The 21,279-nt window shown below is 60.5% G+C and carries 10 protein-coding genes, 2 tRNA genes and 1 pseudogene; 7 read left to right on the top strand and 6 right to left on the bottom strand.

Annotated features, from left to right (window positions below):
• Positions 1 to 119 precede the first annotated feature (119 nt).
• Both DPA2511_RS07740 and DPA2511_RS07735 read right to left on the bottom strand, forming a co-directional pair.
• A tRNA-Leu gene (locus DPA2511_RS07740) sits at positions 120 to 206 on the bottom strand.
• An 8-nt stretch (positions 207 to 214) separates the two neighbouring features.
• A tRNA-Cys gene (locus DPA2511_RS07735) sits at positions 215 to 288 on the bottom strand.
• A gap of 659 nt (positions 289 to 947) precedes the next feature.
• On the opposite strand from DPA2511_RS07735, the gene DPA2511_RS07725 reads away from it, so the two are divergent.
• From DPA2511_RS07725 to fepB, 3 genes are all read left to right on the top strand, one after another.
• The gene (locus tag DPA2511_RS07725) at positions 948 to 1,757 is read left to right on the top strand and encodes a 5'-nucleotidase, lipoprotein e(P4) family (RefSeq protein WP_012765118.1); all 810 of its coding nucleotides are present in this window, start codon (positions 948 to 950) and stop codon (positions 1,755 to 1,757) included.
• 555 nt (positions 1,758 to 2,312) lie between these two features.
• Entirely contained in the window at positions 2,313 to 2,513 is a 201-nt protein-coding gene (locus tag DPA2511_RS07720; protein ID WP_012765117.1) for a hypothetical protein, read from the top strand.
• A 228-nt stretch (positions 2,514 to 2,741) separates the two neighbouring features.
• The gene (gene fepB, locus DPA2511_RS07715; protein WP_012765116.1) at positions 2,742 to 3,797 is read left to right on the top strand and encodes a Fe2+-enterobactin ABC transporter substrate-binding protein; all 1,056 of its coding nucleotides are present in this window, start codon (positions 2,742 to 2,744) and stop codon (positions 3,795 to 3,797) included.
• A gap of 35 nt (positions 3,798 to 3,832) precedes the next feature.
• Here the strand turns inward: fepB and entS are convergent, their stop codons facing one another.
• On the bottom strand, positions 3,833 to 5,131 hold the full coding sequence (gene entS, locus DPA2511_RS07710) for an enterobactin transporter EntS (RefSeq protein ID WP_012765115.1): 1,299 nt from the start codon (positions 5,129 to 5,131) through the stop codon (positions 3,833 to 3,835).
• Positions 5,132 to 5,365: 234 nt separating this feature from the next.
• Between entS and fepD the strand changes: the two genes are divergently transcribed.
• The 3 genes from fepD to DPA2511_RS07695 are packed head-to-tail and all read left to right on the top strand — an operon-like array spanning position 5,366 to position 8,287.
• Positions 5,366 to 6,412 (top strand): Fe(3+)-siderophore ABC transporter permease, encoded by a 1,047-nt coding sequence (fepD, locus tag DPA2511_RS07705; protein WP_012765114.1) that lies wholly within the window; start codon positions 5,366 to 5,368, stop codon positions 6,410 to 6,412.
• A gap of 10 nt (positions 6,413 to 6,422) precedes the next feature.
• Complete coding sequence (fepG, locus tag DPA2511_RS07700) at positions 6,423 to 7,454, top strand: iron-enterobactin ABC transporter permease (protein WP_012765113.1); 1,032 nt, start codon at positions 6,423 to 6,425, stop codon at positions 7,452 to 7,454.
• Between the two features lie 35 nt (positions 7,455 to 7,489).
• A complete protein-coding gene (locus DPA2511_RS07695) occupies positions 7,490 to 8,287 on the top strand; it encodes an ABC transporter ATP-binding protein (RefSeq protein WP_012765112.1) in 798 nt (265 codons plus the stop codon).
• Between the two features lie 196 nt (positions 8,288 to 8,483).
• On the opposite strand, the pseudogene DPA2511_RS21300 reads toward DPA2511_RS07695, so the two are convergent.
• The 3 genes and pseudogenes from DPA2511_RS21300 to fes all read right to left on the bottom strand — a co-directional run bounded on the left by DPA2511_RS21300 (position 8,484) and on the right by fes (position 18,744).
• Positions 8,484 to 17,041: pseudogene (locus tag DPA2511_RS21300) on the bottom strand (amino acid adenylation domain-containing protein).
• A gap of 172 nt (positions 17,042 to 17,213) precedes the next feature.
• On the bottom strand, positions 17,214 to 17,435 hold the full coding sequence (locus tag DPA2511_RS07685) for an MbtH family protein (protein ID WP_012765110.1): 222 nt from the start codon (positions 17,433 to 17,435) through the stop codon (positions 17,214 to 17,216).
• Between the two features lie 4 nt (positions 17,436 to 17,439).
• On the bottom strand, positions 17,440 to 18,744 hold the full coding sequence (fes, locus tag DPA2511_RS07680; RefSeq protein WP_012765109.1) for an enterochelin esterase: 1,305 nt from the start codon (positions 18,742 to 18,744) through the stop codon (positions 17,440 to 17,442).
• Between the two features lie 316 nt (positions 18,745 to 19,060).
• Between fes and DPA2511_RS07675 the strand changes: the two genes are divergently transcribed.
• Positions 19,061 to 21,214 carry a TonB-dependent siderophore receptor gene (locus tag DPA2511_RS07675; protein ID WP_012765108.1) on the top strand — a complete coding sequence of 718 codons (2,154 nt, stop codon included), beginning with the start codon at positions 19,061 to 19,063 and terminating at the stop codon, positions 21,212 to 21,214.
• Positions 21,215 to 21,279 lie beyond the last annotated feature (65 nt).

Below are 21,279 nucleotides of genomic sequence, written 5' to 3'. Positions count from 1 at the left end.
TACCGGCAAAAAACAGCGCTGCCATTTTGCTGCCACGGGCCAAATTACAGGCACAAAAAAACCGCCTTGTGGCGGTAATATTCTTTCAGTTTTTTCTTATTTATTAAGGCGTTAACACATGGTGCCCAGAGCGGGACTTGAACCCGCACAGCGCGAACGCCGAGGGATTTTAAATCCCTTGTGTCTACCGATTCCACCATCTGGGCTCAGAATTTGGAGGCGCGTCCCGGAGTCGAACCGAGGTGGACGGATTTGCAATCCGCTGCATGGCCACTCTGCCAACGCGCCTTATTTAGACATTCACTATGCAGGGTGTTTAGCCTAAAAACAATCAACAACATATTGATTATTAAGGAATTTTCACTTCCCGCATCAGGAATGGACGCTATTATGGACTGGTTCCTGATAGATGGCAAGGGCTTTGTACCATCACTAAAATCAAACGCTCAAAAGTTAGTCTTGGACGCAACATTGAATAGCGATATGGCGGAGATATATTCTCATTTTGCTTATTATGCAGGCATGTTGTTCCAGAGTTATCATCATTAACATGATCAAACAGCATAACGCTCGATTTAACAGTGCTATGCAACGGTGTTTTGGTGTTCGATTGGACGCTCAAAGACAGCTGTCATGTTGCGATTATGGTTGATGAATTTCCGTACATTCCCAGGCAAGCCTTATCGCAATATTAGATAGCAGCTTCATCGCGCATGATTTCCAGATGAAAAACCGAAAATATTCATTTACACGCGATCCGTCGTCAATAGACGCTATCATCAGCCCGCCGTTGAAATGCTGGCGCCATATTTCCTCACACAGTGATTTGTCACAGAATTTAAAAAAGTGCATACAAGTAAAACCGTTGGCTTTACATCACTCTATACTATTGATTCTATGTTGTTTTTAAACCAGACAACTCAATTGGGACAAGTAAAGGAAAAGCGATGAAAAAACTGACATTAAGTGCCGGCGCATTGATGGTCATGCTAGCGTTAACCGGCTGCGCCCAGCAACGCCAGCAGGAAGCGCAAACCGCGCTGTCTAACCAGTCTGTATTGGCGCTGAACTGGTTCCAGCAGTCCGGCGAATACCAGGCGCTGAGTTATCAGGCGTTCAATACCGCTCGTATCGCCTTTGACGCCGCCCCCGTCGCGCCGGGCAAGAAAAAAGCCGTCGTGGTCGATTTGGATGAAACCATGCTGGACAACAGCCCCTACAGCGGCTGGCAAGTCAAACAACATCAGCCGTATGACGGCAAGTCCTGGGCGAAATGGTCCCAGTCTCGCCAGGCAACCGCCGTACCCGGTGCTGTCGCTTTCGCCAAGTACGTAACCAACCACGGCGGGCAAATGTTTTATGTTTCCAACCGGTTACAGTCCGAGTTTAATGACACCCGAGAAAATATGCTGAAACTCGGCTTCCCAGGTGTAACGGATCAAACCGTACTGTTGAGTCAAGGCAGCTCCAACAAGCAAGCGCGTTTTGACGAAATCAAGGCCGCAGGCAACGACATCGTGCTGTATGTCGGCGACAACCTTAACGATTTCGGATCCGCCACCTATCACAAAGACAACGCAGAGCGCCGCGCTTTCGTCAGCCAAAATCAAACCAAATTCGGCACTCAATACATCGTACTGCCCAATCCGTTGTACGGTGATTGGGAAAGCGGCCTGAGCAAGGATTACAACAAACTGACGCCGGAACAGAAGCTACAGGTTCGAGACCAGCAGATCAAAGCCTGGTCTGGGCAGTAAGTCATCGCCATATATGATTTCCCCGGCATGAAAGCGGGCGTCGCAAGCGCCTGCTTTTTTTATGGCATACATTCCGGCAAACCACATCGTTAGCAACGGCCATGACATGTTTATACCGTCTTCACCTATTGCAATAACAGCCAAACCTTAAGGCTGCATTAACACCAACCGCGCAATTACACAACATAAAACACCATTAATTACCACCTTACCTTCTGAAACAACGCGGTAAAGTTTCCTTGCTCTTTCTAAGGTTTCTACCGGGCGGCAGACAGCGCCAACTTGTTCATTCTTGCTCATTGAGAACAGATACGTTCAGGAATCATACCGGCGACACAGTGGCCCGATTACCGGTATAGCCACCAACCCACGGCTAAATACCCAGAATAAGGCCGAATCATTGGCTGAACGGCGCGGTCGCAACAGCCCAAGTCATTATTGAGGGATAGCGCTTATTGCCCGGCACATCCGGGCAATGAACAGACCAGAACAGGGTCTGATGAATGCTTCAAGTTAACACTTGAAGTTTATTAATATAAATCAGGAGGTTGCAATATGAGCATGTCAATTCCTTCCAGCGGTGATTACTCTTCCGCTGTATCCACTTCCGTAAGCACAACCGCTAAGAACGTTGTTCCTGAAAGCACCCGCGACAATGAAGCCGCCGAGACAAGACCGGATGGTGATGAGTCAATGGCGCAGAATCTGCTGAATACTACCGGCAGCGTCGGAACCAAGATCAACACAACAGCCTGATGTAACGGCTTCATACAGTAAGAGCGCTCTCACTGAGGGCAACGACTGTCTTTATAACGCACCGTTTGCATATCGCAGCGGTGCTTTTTTGCTGCTGACGCCGTTTTGCTGTTGCTGCTCCCCTCCGCCAATAACTACTCGCCAGAAACGCCATTGCCATCCGCTTATTGTATGTGAGACGCATTATCGATAACCTTGCACCACCGCGTTAATACCTCAGGAAATCCAATGATTACGTACTCTGGAATGATACCGTATGCTACCGGCGTCAGACGCCGCCTCATCAAAGGCAAACGCAGCGGGTACCTGGCACGATGTGTGCTGCTGCTCGGCATGCTGCTCAGTGGATGCGACGACGGCAAGCCGCCGGCACAGTCCGTCACTCCCGCCCCGACAGCCGGCTGGCCCCGCACCCTCCAGACCCTCAAAGGCCCGCTGACGCTGTCAACCCAACCCAAACGCATCGTGTCGACCAGCGTCACCGTGAGCGGCACCCTGCTGGCCATTCAGGCGCCGCTGGTCGGCTCAGGCGCAACGGCGCCGCATACCGTCGTTTCCGACGATCAGGGGTTCTTCAATCAATGGAGCGCCGAGGCCCGAAAACGCGACGTAAAACCGCTGTATATTACGGAACCTAATGCCGAAGCCATCGCCGCCGCCGCGCCGGATCTGATCATCATTTCAGCCACCGGCGGCGATTCCGCCATGAAGTTATACGATCAACTGTCGGTCATTGCCCCGACGCTGGTCGTCAACTACGGCGATAAAAGCTGGCAGCAATTGGCGGAACAGTTGGGAAGCGCAACCGGTCATGAAGATGATGCCAGGCAGATCACGACACAGTTCGACCAGCGGGTGCTCGCCGTTAAACAGGCGATACAGCTACCGCCGCAGCCGGTTTCCGCGCTGGTGTATTACGAAGACGGCCGCGGCGTAAATTTGTGGACTCGGGCTTCGGCGCAAGGACAGCTGCTCACCGAGTTAGGTTTTGAGCTGGCGGAACTGCCGGACGCTATTCAGACCGGCCTCCAGCAAGGCAAGCGGCAGGATATTCTGCAAATTTCCGGCGAAAATCTGGCGGCTAGCCTCAATGGCCGCTCGCTGTTGCTGTTCGCCACCGACGACGCCACCGTCGAACAGGTCATCAAGAATCCATTCCTTAGCCACCTGGAACCGGTACAGCAACGACAGATATGGTCAATGGGAACAGACACCTTCCGTCTGGACTACTACAGCGCCAGCAACATGCTCGATCGCATCGAACAGCACTTTCGCCGGCGCTAACCATGCGTCATTAGCCCTGCTCTGAACGCGGGATCTCAGGATCCCGCCCGATCAGCGGACGCCGATGCGGACTCCAGCTCGGGTTCAGGTGCCGGCTGACACTCCGGCTCACCGAAACGACACTGTCTCAGCGGACGCACCAGTAATGCCATCATCCCACCGAAGACGGCCGCTACGCCGCCGAAGGTCAGCATACTGGCGGCAGGCAATAGCACCTTGCCCATGACGCCTAATAGCAGCGCGCCAATAGAATCGCCGGTGACATCCTGCGCCGTCCCCAGACTGTTCACCCTGCCCAGCAAATGATCCGGCGTATGCGTCTGGATCAGCGTGAACTGCAACAGCGACGTGGTGGCATTAAGATAGCCATACCCCACCAGCGCCACCAGCGCGGGCAACAGGTGAGCAAACAAACCTAGCGACGCCACCGTCAGAAACGCGCCAATCGCGCATCCCAACAACAGCAGGCCGGGACGGCGCACGCCGGACACCCAGCCGCTGGTGAACGCTCCCAGCATCGCCCCCAACGGCACCGCCGAATACATCAACCCCACCGCCGACGGCCCGGCATGATAGGTGCCGTTCGCCAACGCAGGAAATAGCACGCGCATCGCGCCGACAATGCTGACCAGCATGCCGACCAGAACCACGCAACCCACCACCGGGTGCGAACAGACAAACCTCACCCCGCTGGCCAATGACCGCAACGGGTGTTCCGGTTCACGCGGCGCCGGACGCATCGACGGCAAGCGCGTCAGCGGAATCAGCGTAGCCAGCGTTCCCGCCGCCGCCACGGCAAAATTCCAACCGACGCCGCCCGCAACAATAATCACCCCGCCCAACGCGGGTGATAAAATCGCGCCTAATCGCACCGTCAACATAGTCAACGCCCCCGCTGCGGGAAGGTTTTCACGCCCGACCAACAACGGGATCACTGCCATCAACGCCGTCATCCCCAACGCACCGAAAAAGCCATCCCATGCCGCCAGAACATAAAGCGCGATCAGCGAAGGCGTGCCGGAAAACGCATTGATGCTCAGCGCCACAAACCCCAGGCCGCAGGTGCCGCGGGCAAACAGGATCAGCCGACGCCGATCGAAACGGTCGGCCAGTACGCCGCCCAACATGAGGCCGATAAACATCCCGATGCCGTCCAGCGCCACCGCCATCCCCACCTGCAATGTGGAGCCGGTCATCGCCTGAATCTGAACCGGCACCCCCACGGTCAGCATCCCCAGCGCAAATACCGACAACATCCGGGCCACAAAAATGGCACGAAAATGTCGATTGTTCTTCAGCAGGCTGAAGTCGAGCAAAAAAGAAGGTTTAGCCATAATCATCCATTCATTGTTTGTTTTGAGGCCATCTCCCGTCATGACCGACGGCGGCCACCGTTGCCGACATCCATCGCCAGACACGTTCATCGATCCCCGCAAGCCGCCGCAAAAGGAGTGACCTCACCGGTGTCAGGTCAATGTCTTTGCCGCCAACCCTGTGTTATTCTAGCCACCAAACAACATTAATGATAATAATAATCATATGCATTTTTAATAAAGAGGAGCTTATTGATGATGCCTTTACAGCGTGTGCTGCCCGGCAATCGGGCAATCGCGCAGCTGTCGGATGCACTGACACGGCGTCGCTATTACGGCATCGCCCCTTGCCTGCTGTTGTTGTTCCTCGTCGGTATCGCCAGCCTGATGCTGGGGGCTCGCGCCATCTCCGTCGATGTGGTGTGGCAAAGCCTGGCCGGCCTCCTGCAAACACCGGATAGCACTATCGTGCTGCAGTCCCGTCTGCCGCGCACCCTGGCCGGCATTCTGATCGGTGCGGCGCTGGGCGCTTCCGGCGCGGTTATCCAGGCGCTGACCCGCAATCCGCTGGCCGACCCTGGGCTGCTGGGCATCAATGCGGGCGCCAGCTTCGCCATCGTGCTGGGCATTATCGGTTTTGGCATCAGCACCATGGCATCCTGGTTAACCTTTGCCTGGGCCGGCGTACTGTTCAGTAGCCTGACGATATGGTTGATCGGCTCGCTGAGCGGCGGCCGGGTCAACCCCATACGTCTTACATTGGCGGGCGTGGCGCTTAGCGCGGTATTGACCGGCATCACCAGCGCCATCTCGCTACTCAATCCCTATGCCTTCGATCAGTTGCGTCTGTGGGAAGCCGGCACGCTGGATATCCGTTCCCTGCAAAACATCGCACTGGTGCTACCGCCGGTTCTGCTGGGCTGCGTGCTGGCGTTTGTCTCTGCGCGCTCGCTTAACACTCTCAGCATGGGGGAAGACCTTGCCACGGCGCTGGGCACAAAAGTGACGCTGATCAGAGTGCTGGCGATGATCGCCGTCATGCTGCTGTGTGGTTCCGCTACCGCGCTGGCTGGCCCGATTGGCTTCATCGGCCTGATGATCCCGCACGTCGCCCGCTGGTGGGCCGGGCCGGATCAGCGTTGGATCCTGCTTTATTCCCTGCTGTTCTCGCCAATCCTGCTGCTGTTGGCCGATATCATCGGCCGCCTGCTGGTGCCGGGCGAACTGCGCGTGTCTATCGTTACCGCCTTCATCGGCGCGCCGGTATTAATCTGGCTGGTGCGCCAGCGTCAACGCATGTAGAGGAAAACGGATGCTGTCGACCCGACTCCCGCTGTTATACGCCGCTACGGGGATTCGTCTGCCGTGGCGCACGCTTTATGTCAACGGCCTGTTGCTGTTGCTGGGTCTGATGCTGCTGACGTTGGCCATCATGCTCGGCACCCTGTCATTCTCCGTCGCCGAAGTCTGGCAAGCCCTGTCTGGCCACGGAAACGGCAGCGCCGTCACCGTGATCACCCAATGGCGCGCGCCGCGCGCCGTCACCGCGCTGCTGCTGGGCGGCGCGCTCGGCGTCAGCGGCGCCATTTTCCAGTCGCTGACCCGTAACCCGCTGGGCAGCCCGGATATCATCGGTTTCAACATGGGCGCTTACACCGGAGCTCTCGTCACCTTTATTCTGCTGCAAGGCGGTTACTACGACGCAGCGATTGGCGCAGTGATCGGCGGCATTGCCACCGCCGTCGCGGTATACCTGCTGGCCTGGCGGCGGGGCATTTCCGGCTTCCGGCTGATCATCGTCGGGATTGCCGTCAGCGCCATGCTCTCAGCCTTCAACACCTGGTTGATGATTACCGGTTCACTCGAAACCGTGATGGCGGCGGCGCTATGGGGCAACGGGACGCTGAACGGCATGACCTGGGGCAAAGCGACACCTGCGCTAGTGCTTTGCCCCATCGCCATCGTCGTCACTCTGCTGCTATCCCGGCGGTTGCAACTGCTGGAAATGGGTGACGACAGCGCACGGGCATTGGGCGTGAATGCGGAAGCCAGCCGCCTGTGGCTGATGCTGTGCGGCATTGTGCTCACTGCGGTGGTCGCCGCCTGCGCCGGGCCGATTTCATTCATCGCGCTGGCGGCGCCGCAAATCGCCCGTCGGCTGACGCACGCCAGCAGCGTACCGCTGGGCGCATCGGCGCTGGTCGGCGCGGCATTGCTGCTGGCCGCCGACATCATTGCCCAACACGCATTTCACGGCCGGCAATTGCCGGTAGGGGCGGTTACAGTCAGCATCGGCGGTCTTTACCTGATCGGGTTGTTGATCCGCGAATCGCGCCGTTCATAACACGTTATTCATCCGTCTGCGAAGGGAAACCGTCCATGACCCATCTTTTGCATGCCTCACAGCTCACGCTCGGTTACGACCAGAAAATCATCGCGCAGGATCTGAGCGTCGCCATTCCCGAAGGGAAATTCAGCGTCATCATCGGCCCTAACGCCTGCGGCAAATCGACGCTACTGCGCGCCCTGTGCCGCCTGTTGAAACCCCAGGCAGGCGAAGTGCTGCTGGATGGCCGCAACATCCACCGGATCCCCACCAAGCTACTGGCCCGGCAACTCGGCCTGCTGCCGCAACACGCCATCGTGCCGGACAACATCACCGTCGCCGATCTGGTGTCCCGCGGGCGCTACCCGCACCAAACGCTGCTGCGTCCGTGGAGCCAGGACGACCAGGATGCGGTCGCACACGCGATGGCCGCCACCAGCGTCGGCGATCTGGCGGAACGTTGCGTGGATGAGCTGTCCGGCGGTCAACGCCAACGGGTGTGGATTGCCATGGTGTTGGCACAACAGACGCCGTTGCTGCTGCTGGATGAACCCACGACTTGGCTGGATATCGCCCATCAGATCGATCTGTTGGATCTGTTCCGCGAATTGAACCAGCGCCACAACCGCACGCTGGTGGCGGTCCTGCACGACCTTAACCAAGCCTGCCGCTACGCCGATCATCTGATTGTAATGCGCGCCGGACAAGTGATGGCGCAAGGTCAGCCGTCCGAGATTATCAGCGCGCAGCTGGTGCAGGAGGTCTTCGGTCTGTCGTGCGTGATTATCGACGACCCGGTTTCCCACACTCCGCTGATCGTTCCCTGCGGACGTCATCACCCGGCGGCCTGACACCCCCCTCCCGCCCCATCGTATCAGGCATAAAAGAAGCCCCCCTGTCAGCACCGCGCTCACAGGGGGGCTTCGTTATCATTAAACGCCGGGAGCGTTTTTCCACGACGCCCCACGTCGGCCCACAAGGTAGCGCACCGCGAGGGGCGCCATAGCAAATGGCCGACCTGCCCGGCCATCCGTTACCGCGACTGTCCTATGATTCGCGACGCAGCAGGCGATTGAGCAAGGGCCCCAGTTCAGGCTGCATCGACGGCGAGAGGATATCCACATGCTCGCAGTCCAATCGGTACTGGGTCAGGTTGCCGATGTACGGCGCCCAGGTCGCGTCGATATCCATGTCGTCTGGTAACGTCCGGGTCGCCACAAACAACACCGCGTCGCCGTCATAACGCAGCGAACGTGCCGATGGCAGGATCCGCAGCGAATCGTCGTAGTTGGCGACGATATTGTCGTACAGCGCCATCCGTTCCGCCCGCAGCTCGGGATCCGACTCCTCTTCCAGACTGGCGAGAAAATCCGCCTGCTCACGCTCCATCTCGCGGTTCGCCTGTTCATCGTCCGCATCCGGCTCGCGCCAGTCCTGCTCTTCCGGCGGGTAGGTATCCAGCAGCCCCAGGAAAGCGACTTCCTCGCCCTGCTGCTGCAAACGCGCGGCGATAGAGTGCGCCAGCATACCGCCCAGCGAATACCCCAGCAGAAAATACGGCCCTTTCGGCTGGATACGCCGTAGGGTCGCCAGATGGTGATCGCTCATGGATTGCAAATCGTCATAACGGGCGATGACCCCGTCCGGCCGCAACGACTGTAGCCCCACGATCGGGTAGTCGCCATCGAGGTAGCGCAGCAAACCGGCATACGGCCAGGCGAAACCGGATGCCGGGTGCACACAAAACAGCGTCGGGCCGTCGCCGCTGCGTAGCGGCAGCGTTTCATCCACGCCGCCGCGCCCGCTGTTCGCGTCGTCATCCATCAACGCGGCTATCCGCGCCACCGTCCGCGCCGCCATGATTTGGCCGACCCCCACCGCACGCTGCAACTGCCGCCGGATATCCGACGATAGCCGCATCGCCAGCAGCGAATGGCCGCCGAGCGCGAAGAAATCGTCGTCCGCCGATACCGGCCCGCACGCCAACACTTCGCCGAACAGCGCCGCCACCGCCCGTTCATTGACGGTATCCGGCGCCCGGCCCTGCTGTTGCAATCCCGCCGGGGACGGCAACGCCTTGCGATCCAGTTTGCCGTTGGCGCTGAGCGGGAAATCCGCCATCTGCACATAGCCCACCGGCACCATATGCGCGGGCAACTGGCGGGCCAGCGCCTGCTGCAACGCCGCACTGTCCAGCGTGACATCGGCCGCCATCACCAGCCAGGCGATCAATTGGCGGGCATCAGCGCCCTGCAACCCATGCTGCCCGCCGCCCAGTTCACGCGCACCGACGACGGCTTGCGCCACCCCCGGCAGCGCCAGCAGCGCCTGTTCGATTTCCCCCAGCTCGATACGCTGGCCGCGAATTTTGAGTTGATCGTCGCTGCGCCCGAGATATTCCACCGTGCCATCGTCCAGCCAGCGGGCGATATCGCCGGTGCGGTACATGCGCTCACCCACGGCAAACGGGTCGGCGACAAACCGGCTGGCGGTCAGATCCGGCCGGCGCAGATAGCCCTGAGCCAGCTGTACGCCGCACAGGTAAAGATCCCCGGCGACGCCGAGCGGCACCGGGCGCAGTGCGCCGTCCAAGATGCGCAGTTGCGTATTCCATACCGGCAACCCAATGGGAATGCCCGGCAGCGTGCAACGCGCCAACGCCTCGCCGGAGGCCGGTTGCCAGGTGACATCCACCGCGGCCTCCGTCGGCCCATACAGGTTATGCAACGGGGCGGCGATCAGCCGCTGATAGTTTAGCGCCAGCTCACGCGACAAGGCTTCGCCGCTACAGAACACGCGCCGCAGGCTGTGACAACCGATCGTCTGCGTCGACCGCGCCTCCAGCGCGCTGACCCAGGCCGCCAGCATGGACGGCACAAAATGCAGCGTCGTGACCGCGTAATCGTCGATCAGCTGCACCAATGCATCCGGGTCGCGGTGCGCTTCCGGCGGCGCCATCACCAACTGTGCGCCGACCATCAACGGCCAGAAGAATTCCCACACCGAGACGTCAAAACTGCACGGCGTTTTTTGCAACACCACATCATCCGCGCCCAGCGTGTATTGATGCTGCATCCACCACAGCCGGTTGACGATCGCTTCATGGCCGACCACCACGCCTTTCGGGCGGCCGGTGGAGCCGGAGGTGTAAATGACATAGGCAGCCTGTTGCGGCTCGACCGTCACCGGCGCGTAATGCGGCTGTTGACGGTCATCGGCCAGCGTATCCAGCAGCAGTACGTCCGCTAGCGGCGCAAAGCGCGATCGCAACCCGCTTTCGGTGATAATCAGCCGGGGACGGGCGTCTTCCACCATCAGCGCCAGCCGTTCGTCCGGATAGCCGGTATCCAGCGGCAGCCACGCCGCGCCAGCCTCCAGAATGGCGCTGAGCGCCAGACTCAGTCGTACCGAACGCGGCAACGCCACCGCCACGATATCCCCCGGCTGGACGCCGGCATCGATCAGCCGCTCCGCCAGCAGCCGTGCCTGATGCCACATCTGACGATAAGTCAGCCGGTGCTGGCAGTCCGACAGCGCGAGGCGTTCCGGCGTGCGTGCCGCCTGCTCCGCTACCGCCTGATGCAGGGTGCCGCGCGGCACCACATGCGCGGTGCGGTTCACCGCATCCAGCAGCGCCTGCTCCTCCGGCACCAACAGGTTCCAGGCACGCAGCGGCCGTTCCGGCTGCGCCACCAGTTGCTCCAGCAGCAGCATTAATCGCTGCGCCAGGCGCTGCGGCTGCGGCACGCTGTCGCGGTACTCCATCAGCAGACGCAGGCGTTTGCCGGGCAGTACCAGCAGCGTCAGCGGATAATGGGTATAACCGCGGTTATTAACGCCGTCGCAGCGCAACGGCTGTTCGCTTCGGCTCAGCGCGTCGCCGTCCGGATAGTTCTCCACCACCAGCAACGTATCGAACAGCGTGCCGGTTCCGGCCAACTGCTGGATCTCGCCCAACCCAAGATCGTCATGCTCAATCAGTTGAATTTGCTGTGTTTGCAGCGCCGCCAGCTGTTCCGGCAGCGAACGCGCAGGATCCAGCGTCAGACGCACCGGCAGGGTATTGCTGAACAGCCCAATCTGCCGCTCGATCCCGTCCAGATGGCCGAACCGGCCAGATACCGGCGACCCGAAAATCACATCATCGGCGCCGCAGCTGGCGCTCAACAATACCCCCAAATTCCCTGCATCAGGGTGTTGAGCGTCAGGCCGTGTTCACGACACAACGCCAGCAGCCCCTGTTCCAGCGCCGGCTCAGGCAACAACGCCAGCTCGTGGACATCACCGTGATGAGGCCCGTCGCCGAATAACAGCGTCGGACGTGCGCCCGCCAGTACCGAGCGCCAGCATTGGCGAGAAACCTCAGCGTCTCTCGCCGCCAGGCGCCGCACGATATCGGCATAGGCCACCGGGTGCGCACGCAGCGCCGTTTCCCCCTGATAGAGTACGGTAAACAGATCCTGCAGGCAGATCGGCGTCGACCAACCGTCCACCACCAGATGGTGGGCATTGAGAAACAGCTGGTGACGCTCGCCGTCGGCGTGCGTCACCAGCAAGGCGCGCAGCATGGCATCCGGCTGGCGGAACAGATCACGCTTCAGTTCTTCCTGCTCCAGCGCCAGCAACGCGGCGGCTTCATCGACGGCGGGCAACGCCGGTAACGTCCGACATGCCAGCGGCCAGTAGTCGCCATCGTCGCGCAACAGCGGCAACACCTGCAACGGCAGCGGCGCCAACCCGGTATCAAACCGGGCAGCCAATTGCGGATGATGGCGCACTACCGCCGCCAGCGCCCGGCGCAGACGGTCGACGTCCAGCGGGCCGCGCAGCGACAGCCGGGTCAGCGAATTGTAGCTGCCGTCGGTTTCCGCCATCTGCGCGTGGAACAGCAACCCCTGCTGCAACGGCAGCACCGGCAACACCGCCGCCAGCGGGCCATACTGCCGACGGAGATCCGCCAGCACCGCATCGGTCACGCCGGGGAGCGCCACCTCCGCCGCGGTTAACGTATCGGCCGCCGCCAACGGCTGCTGCTGCGCGCCCGCCAGCAGGCGATCCAGCGCCATCGCCAGCGCCTGATGCAGCGCGGTAATCTCGTCGGCGGTAAAAATGCCGTCCGCCCAGCCCCAGTGCACCGCCAGCTGCGGCGCGCCGTCCTGTTCGTCGACAAAAATATTGATGTCCAGCGCATGGGTGAGCGGCATCCGTTCATCCTGCGTCACCGCAAAGGTGTCGCGGAAATGGCGTGCGGTGCGCATCGGCGCCCAGTCGCCCGTCTCGGTGCCAAAGCGCCCCAGATAGTTGAACAGTATTTCCGGCGCATGCTCTTCCAGCGCCGCCAGCACCTCGCCGCTTTCGCTATCCAGATAGCGCAGCACGCCATAGCCGATGCCGCGATCCGGCACGACACGCAAGGCGGCCTTCACCGCTCGCACCGCCTGCCAGGGGGTTTCATCGTCGACGCCGCCGATCAACACCGGGTATTCCGCCGTCAGCCAGCCGACGGTTCTGGCCAGATCCGAGCCGGCATCCAGCTCCGGGCGGCCGTGCGACTCCAACCCAATACGCAGCGGTTGCACGCCGTAACGCTGACGGCACGCCATCGTCAGCGCGCTCAGCAGAATTTCATCCACGCCGGCGCGGTAATTTTCCGGCAGCCGGGTCAGCACCGCCTGCGTCTGGGCGGCGTTTAATGTCAGGCGCAGCAAGCGACGGCTGTCATGGCGATGTCGCTGCCGGTTCAGCGCCCGCGCCCCCAGCATCGGCACCGGTTCCTGCATCACCGACCGCCAGAACGGCAGTTCCGCGCGCCGGGACGGTATCTGCGCGTTCAGCGTTTCGGACCAGTCATACAGCGAACACTCTTCCACCGACAACGCCGCCGCCCGGCCATTGATGATGTCCTCACACGCCTGCCGCAGTTCCGGCAACAACACGCGCCACGATACGCCGTCCACCACCAGATGGTGCGCCACCAGCACCAGGGCGCACGAGCGACCCGCGCACTGTAGGAGAACGGCCTGCATCATGACGCCGCGGGCAGGATCCAGCCGCGCCGCCGCTGCCTCAAACGCCTGTTCGGCGCCGCTTTCCAACATCCCGACGTGCTCCAGCGTCAGGGTTTGTACCCACTGCGGCTCGAACGGGCGGCCGTCTATCGTCAACTGCGTTTCGGCCGCCGAGGCCGTTAACGCCGGATGCGCCTGCACCAACGCCGCCAGCGCCGACGTCAGCATCCCCGGCTGTAGCGCCGCAGGCGTCGCCAGCAACACGCCGTGCGCAAAACAGGCAGTGATCCCGGCCTGATGAGCAAACCCGTGTACCATCGGTAATCCATCCGCCACACCTTGTCGATTCGACTGCACCGACGGTGTCGATGGGCCACTGGCCTGCATCGCCAGCGCCATGCGCGCAGGCGTCCGCTGGGCGAAAATCTCTTTCGGCCGCAATTGCCAGCCTGCGCGACGCAGCAATGTTCCCAGCCCCATGGCGGAAATGCTGTCGCCGCCGAGCGCAAAGAAATCATCCTCCGCGCCGACCCGTTCCCTATTCAGCAGTTGGGCGATGGCGCCGCAGACCAGCCGTTCCTGTTCGGTTTGCGGCTCGCGTCCCGTCGATGCCGCCGCCTGCTGAGGTTTGGGCAACGCCTGCCGGTCGATTTTACCGTTCACCGTCAGCGGCAGTTCCGCCATCACCATCAGGATGGCGGGCACCATGTATTCCGGCAGGCTTTCCGCCAGCTGTGCCAGCAGACGCGCCTGGATATCCGGCTGCCGGCGCGCCGCGTCGTCCGGCACCGAGCAATAACCGATCAACCGATGCGTGGCGCCGATATTTTCGGCAATCACGACGGCGGTGCTGATTTCTGGCAGTGCTGCCAGCGCGTTTTCCACTTCGCCCAGCTCCACACGGAAACCACGCACCTTGATTTGGTGATCCACCCGGCCGATAAACGCCAGCTGGCCGTCATTGCGCCAACGCATCAGATCACCGGTGCGGTACATCACCTCGCCCGGTATAAACGGACAGGCGACGAAGCGCGTCGCCGTCAGATCCGGCCGGTGCAGATAGCCGCGGGCGATCCCCGGCCCGGCGATGTACAGCTCGCCGGGCACGCCGGCCGGCACCGGCTGCAGGCGGTTATCCAGCAACCAGACGCGGGTATTGGCCACCGGGCCGCCGATAACCGGCTGTTCGGCCGCCTGCACGCTGGCGCCCAGAGTGTCGATGGTGTATTCCGACGGCCCATAATAGTTGTGGATTTCTATCTGCGGATGTTGGCGCATCAGTTGCCACAGGCGCGGCGTCGCCGCCTCGCCGCCGATCATGATAAAGGCGGGCGGGTGGTTGCCCGGCTCCAGCAGGCCGCTGTCGATCATCTGGGAGAAAAATGACGGCGTGATATCCATCATGTCCACCGACACCTGATTCAGGTGTTGCACCAACGCCCAGGCGTCGCGCCGCAGTTCTTCATCAAACAGGTACAGCTCGCTGCCCATCAGCATGCAAAACAACGGCTCCCAGGAGGAATCAAACGAGAAGGACGCGGTATGGCCGGCGCGCAGACGCCGACCATGGCGTTGCAGAAAACGATCGATGGCCGGGCCAAACAGGAAATGAGTGTGTGATACCAGCAGATTCAGCAAGCCGCGATGGGTACTCATCACCCCTTTCGGACGCCCGGTGGAGCCGGAGGTATAAATCATGTAGGCCAGGTGTTCGCCGCACAGCGCTTCACGCCGTTCGTCGTCAAGTACCGGGCCGTCGGCGGCCAGCGCGCAGAGTTCACGTACCAATGGGTCGTCCAGGCACAGCGTTTGCGGCAAAACCGGCATCCGCGCCTGTACCGATTGATGCGTCAACAACAGCGCCGGCTCGGCGTCGTCGCACATCAATGCCAGGCGCTCACGGGGATAGTCTAGATCCAACGGCATATAGGCCGCGCCGCTGGCCAGCACGGCGAAAATGGCCACCACGGCATCCGCCGAACGGGGAATGCCGATCGCCACGACGTCGCCCGCCCCGATGCCACGGGCGATCAATACACGCGCCAGCTGCATCGAACGCCGGGTGAGCTGCCGGTAGCTCAGCGATTCGCGTGCGTCCATCAACGCCGGCGCGTCCGGCTGTATGCAGGTCTGTCGCCGCAGGCTATCCAGTACGGAGACCATGCCTTCGGGCATCGCCAGCTGCGGGCCACGCCCCCAGTCCTCAATGCGCCGCCACTCCGCCGGGCTTACCAGCGCCAGCTCGCCAATCGCCTGCTGCGGCTGCGCCACCAGCTGAGTCATCACCTGTTGCAACCGCCCGGCGTGCCACTGCAACGTTTGCGGGTCATAGCGCGCCGGATTGGCGACCCATTCCAGTTGCAGCTCGCCGTCCTGAACGCCGAGGGTGAACTCCAGGTCGTCCACCGGCCCCATCGCCAGTATGTGCGTCACCACCGGCGTGCCTTCCAGCCGCAGTTCGGCCTGGTAGACCTTAAAGTTGATGACCGGCCCGTACAGTTCCCGATGGTTGCCGACTAACCCCAGATCGCGCCGCAGTTGCTCCGCGTCGTAGCGCTGATGGCGCCGCACCGTGCGGATCTCCCGGCATAGCGCCCGCGTCACTGTTTCCAGCGTCATATCGGGGCTCAGTTCAAGCTGTAACGGCAAGACATTGACCACCGGCCCGGTGGCGCATAACGCGGCCGACCCCATGCGGCGCATGAACGGGAACCCCAGTGACAACCGCGCTTCGCCGCTCATGCGGTACAGATACACCGCCAGCGCCGCCATAGCGATTTCCGCCGGTTGCGCCAGCCCGGACGCCGCCAGCGCCTCAAAGGGCGCGCCCGGCATCACGGCCCGCTGGGTCAAGGGTCGCGAGCCGGAATGCGCCTCACCACACTCATCCGTCGCCAACGAGACCGGCATCGGCAAGTCGCGCGCGTGCTGCCGCCAGAATGCGGCGGACTGCTCACAGGCTGCCGACGTTGGCCAGGCCCGGTATTCGTCTACCACCGCGGCAAAGGATTCAAACGGCGACGGCGACGGCGTTTCGCCCGCCCGCAGCGCGTTATAGATGGCCGCAATGCGCCGGGTCAGGGCGTCGAAGCTGAAACCGTCCAACATCAGATGATGAAAGCGCTGATACCACAACCAGCGTTCCGGTTGCGCCGAGACCCGGATCACCGCCTGCCGGTACAGCGGCGCATCGCCGTCTGCAGGCAACGGCGCGTCCAGATCGGCATGCATCCATTGCCAGGCTTGCGCTTCACCGTCGACAACCGCGCTGAAATCCAACCACTCCGGCGGATTGACCTGCAACGGGTCTCGCCGTAGCGCAAGCCACTGCACCGGCTCGCCGGCAGCGTTGACGCCAAACCGCGCCAGCACCGTATCCGCTTCCGCCATCGCCTGTCGGATAGCGGTGTCCAGACACGTTCTGTCCACCGGGCCGCGCAGTTCAAGCGCGTGCGCCACCGTAAAATCGTTATGTCGGTCGGATAGTTGATCCGCCATCCAGATACCCGGTTGCGCCGCCACCAGCGGCAACTCCTGATATTTCGCCTGTTCAGCAGGCGCTACACCTAATTCTGACACCTTGTATTCCTTTATCATCCGTCAACGGTTCGGGGAGAACAGCGTCCGCCTTGTCAGGTCGGCCGGTGATGACCCGTCTGAAAACCCATCCCGTTCGATCGCCCCTGCGAGAACGGAGACACACGCACAGGCACCCCTTTCGCCGTTGTCCCCGCGGTATTTTTCCACCGGCTCGGTCAGACGAACGGCATTACGCCTGAGACGTCGTTTTCACTCCGGCAGGCCGCATATCCAGCCACTGCGCCTGCGTATAACCGATACACGCCTCGCGGCTCTGCGGCCCGAATACCGCCGCCCAGCCGGCGGGAATAGCGGCGAACTCAGGCCACAGGCTGAACTGTTGCTGCGTATTGATCAGCACCAGAAACGTTAAACGTTCATCATCAAACGGATTCACAGATTCCTGGGACATGGCGTCACTCCTTGTTGTTTGTCGTTGTCGGCTGCGTTGTCAGCAGCCAGCGTAAACCGTCAATCAATCCACCGCGCCAACACAGCATGTCGTGACCGCCGTTGTAGACGCGGTAATGCACATGATGGCCCGCCGCGTTCAGCGCGGCGTTCATCTGCTGATTGACGAAATGGATATCGCTTTCCCGGCGGCCCGCCTCCTGGAACACCACCAGCGGCCTCGCGGGACGTCCGCACTGTCGTACCTCGGCAATCAGCATGCCGACATCCTGCTCATGGCGGCCGCCCATGCAGGTCAGCACTTTTTGATGCGGCCACCAAAAGGATCCGGACTGCGTCAACACCCGGCCGAAACGTTCGGGCCAATACAGGCCGGCATACAACGACGCCAGCCCGCCGTAACTCTGGCCGGATACCAGCGTGCGATCGGGATCGTCGCTAAAGGCCGCATACTGCGCCGCCATCGGTAATAACTCATCCTGCACCGCCCGCCAGAATGCCGGATTGCAGGGCAATTCCTGGCTGCGGCGCGGCATATCGATGGCGTCGATAAACAGATAAACGGCGGCAGGCAGCCGGCCGGCATCGGTTTCCTCATCCAGCGGCGCGAACAGCGGCGTTTCCTCCGCCCACTTTTGCCCGTCCAGCACGATCGCCAGCGGGCGCGCAGCGGGCTCGTCGGTATGGCCGGTAATGTATAGCCAGATACGGCGGCGATTCCCCAACTGCGGGCTGTGCCACTCGAACGTGAATCGGCGGGAAGGATCCGCCGGTACGGCCGTACCGCCGTCGGTCGACGACCAGGCAGCTTGCGGCAATGCATCCGGCAGGTGGACGGCGGAAAGTTGCTTCCCTGTCCAGGTATCCCAAGGGGTAGCCGGATTGAGCGGATCGGCCGTCATCAAGGGAAACAGCGAACACCACCATTCGCGCTGCTGTTCGTGATCGGTGAACGCCGGCGGCAGATGCTCGCTGCCAACGGGGATCAGGCAGTAACTGCCGCGCCAGTCGCGTTCGATATCCACCGACCAGTGCCAAACATCCGTGCCGGGAAGGCGTTGCAGGCTCTGCGGCGTAAAGTGGTGATGATCGGTCACGCCGTTAACATCGATATACACCTGTCGAATGGTGGAATGCCGCGCCGTTCCGGCCGGATCGCGCCAGAGAAACGTCATTCGTACTTGCTGCTCTCCTTGCGGCTCCAGCAGCGGCGTTCCCACGCTGGCGATCTGTCGCCACCATTCCTGCGTTCCCGCCTGGGGCGACGATAGCAAGGCGGCAGCAAATCCCGGCGCCTGTATTTCCGGCATCAAACCCTCCCGGGCCGCAGCCCTTTACGTTTTTCTTACATTTAATCAAATTTATTAATGTGTCGAATGACAAGGATACCGTCATAAACATCGATAGAAATAATATTGAGAATTATTTACATTTGCAATAAGATGGGTGTCTCGATTTTTATCGGGATATCAGCAATACACTCTGGGTTATAGCAACGTTCGAAAACATTAAAAGCTATTGATTATATTTAATTTATTGATGGCTATGGTCAAAGACGACCTTTCGATATGGCTCGCCCATGTACACATACTGAACCAACAGGGCTGTTTTCTGAGGGGAAAGCCGATGTATCACACTAAAAAGAAACCATTAGCTATTTTCATATCTTTACTGGTCGCGCCGCTGGCTCAGGCGGCAACGACAACCCACAATGACACCATTGTCGTTTCCGCCAGTACCAATGAAAGTGTTACCGCGCCGCTAAAAGGCGTCGTCGCCAAGGAAAGCGCCGCGGGCACCAAAACCAGCACGCCGTTGGTGAAAACGCCCCAATCCGTCAGCGTCGTGACCCGCGATCAGATGGACAACCAGGCGGTTGCCAACGTCTCGGACGCGCTGAACTATTCCAGCGGCGTGGTGACAAACTACCGCGGTTCCTCAAACCGCAGCGATGAAGTGATTGCCCGCGGCTTCCGCTATGCGCCTAAATTCCTGGATGGATTGAGCTATGGCTTAAACGGCCAGGCCGGCGTGATGGGGAAAATCGACCCCTGGCTGTTGGAGCGCGTAGAACTGGTGCATGGCCCGGCTTCCGTGCTGTACGGGCAGGTTAACCCCGGCGGGCTGATCAGCATGACCAGCAAACGCCCGACGGCGGAAGAGATCCACAAGATTAAATTCAGCGCCGGCAACCAAAGCCTGGGCGAAGCCGCGTTTGACTTCGGCGGCGCGCTTAACGACGACAAATCGCTGCTGTACCGCCTGAACGGCATCGCCAGCACTCGCAAAGAATTCGTCAATGACTATAAACAACAGCGTGTGGCTATCGCACCGGCGATCACCTGGCTCCCCAACCCGGATACCAGTTTTACCCTGCTGACCAGCTACCAGAACGACCCAAAAGCCGGGCAGCGTAACTTCCTGCCGGCATACGGCACCGTATTCGGCACCAGCGCCGGTTATCTGCCTTATGATTTTAACGTCAGTGATGCCAACTATAACCAGTCCGAGCGTGAGCAAACCGCTATCGGTTATATCTTCGATCACTCGTTCAATGAGGTGCTTTCGTTCCAGCAGAATTTCCGTTATTCACAGTTGAACGAGAAATATAAATATCTGGTGTACTCCACCGGCGGTACCGCCACCAATACCACCCTGTCTCGTCGTGCACAGCGCGAAGAAACCGAAGCGAACGAACTGGGCCTGGACAACCAGCTGAAAGCGAAATTCAGCACCGGCGAACTCTCCCATACCCTGATTGGCGGGCTGGATTACAAATGGACGGATCGCGATTACAAGCTCTGGCGTGCAGCCGGCAGCCAGTACGATCTTAACTGGGCCAACCCAACCTACGGCCTGAAAATTGACGAAAGCACGCAGTCCCTAACCACCAACCAGCGCAAGAAACTGGATCAGACCGGCGTTTATCTGCAGGATCAACTGGAGTGGAATCAGTGGAACCTGCTGTTGTCCGGTCGCCATGACTGGAGCCAGGTCAGAACCACCAACCGCAATACCAGCACCACGGACGAAAGAAACGACGCCAAATTCACCGGCCGCACCGCGTTGCTGTACGCTTTCGACAACGGGATTTCACCGTATGTCAGTTACAGCACCTCGTTCGAGCCCAACCTCGACAGCGGCGCTCCCGGTACCGCACCGTTCGACCCGACGACCGGCGAACAGTCGGAAGTGGGGATCAAATTCCAGCCCAAGGGCAGCAATACCCTGCTGACGGTGTCGTTGTTCGACATCACCCAGAAGAATATCTCTTCTTACAACAGCACCATCGGTTACTACGAACAGATCGGCAAAGTGAAATCCAAAGGGGTGGAAACCGAGGCGCACACGCAATTAACACCGGAAATCAGCCTGATCGCGGCCTACACCTATACCGACGCGGAGACCAAAGAGAGCAACACCGCCAGCCAGGTCAACAAGTCGCCGGCGGCCATTCCTCGCCACACCGCCTCCGCCTGGGGCAACTACAGCTTCCTGACCGGTCCGCTGAAAGGCGTCACGCTGGGCTCCGGCGTGCGTTACATCGGCACCAGCTATGGGGATAACGCCGAATCCTTCAAGGTACCGGCCTATACCCTGTACGACGCCATGGCGCGTTACGAACTGGGCGAAGCGTTACCTAACCTGAAAGGCACGACGTTACAACTCAACGTCAACAATCTGACCGACAAACACTACGTCGCGTCTTGCTCCGGCACCACAGCCTGTTTCTATGGCTCGGGCCGTACCGTTGTCGCCAGCGTCAGCTACAGCTGGTAAGCGGTTTTCTCGGGCGGACGTGTTGTCCGCCCTGCTTATGCCACAACCGACTACACGCGATAGGT

Origin of the sequence: Musicola paradisiaca NCPPB 2511 (assembly GCF_000400505.1) — a bacterium.
In the GTDB taxonomy this organism is placed as follows: domain Bacteria; phylum Pseudomonadota; class Gammaproteobacteria; order Enterobacterales; family Enterobacteriaceae; genus Musicola; species Musicola paradisiaca.
Note: the sequence above shows the minus strand (reverse complement) of the source record. Positions and strands in the feature narration are given on the sequence as shown.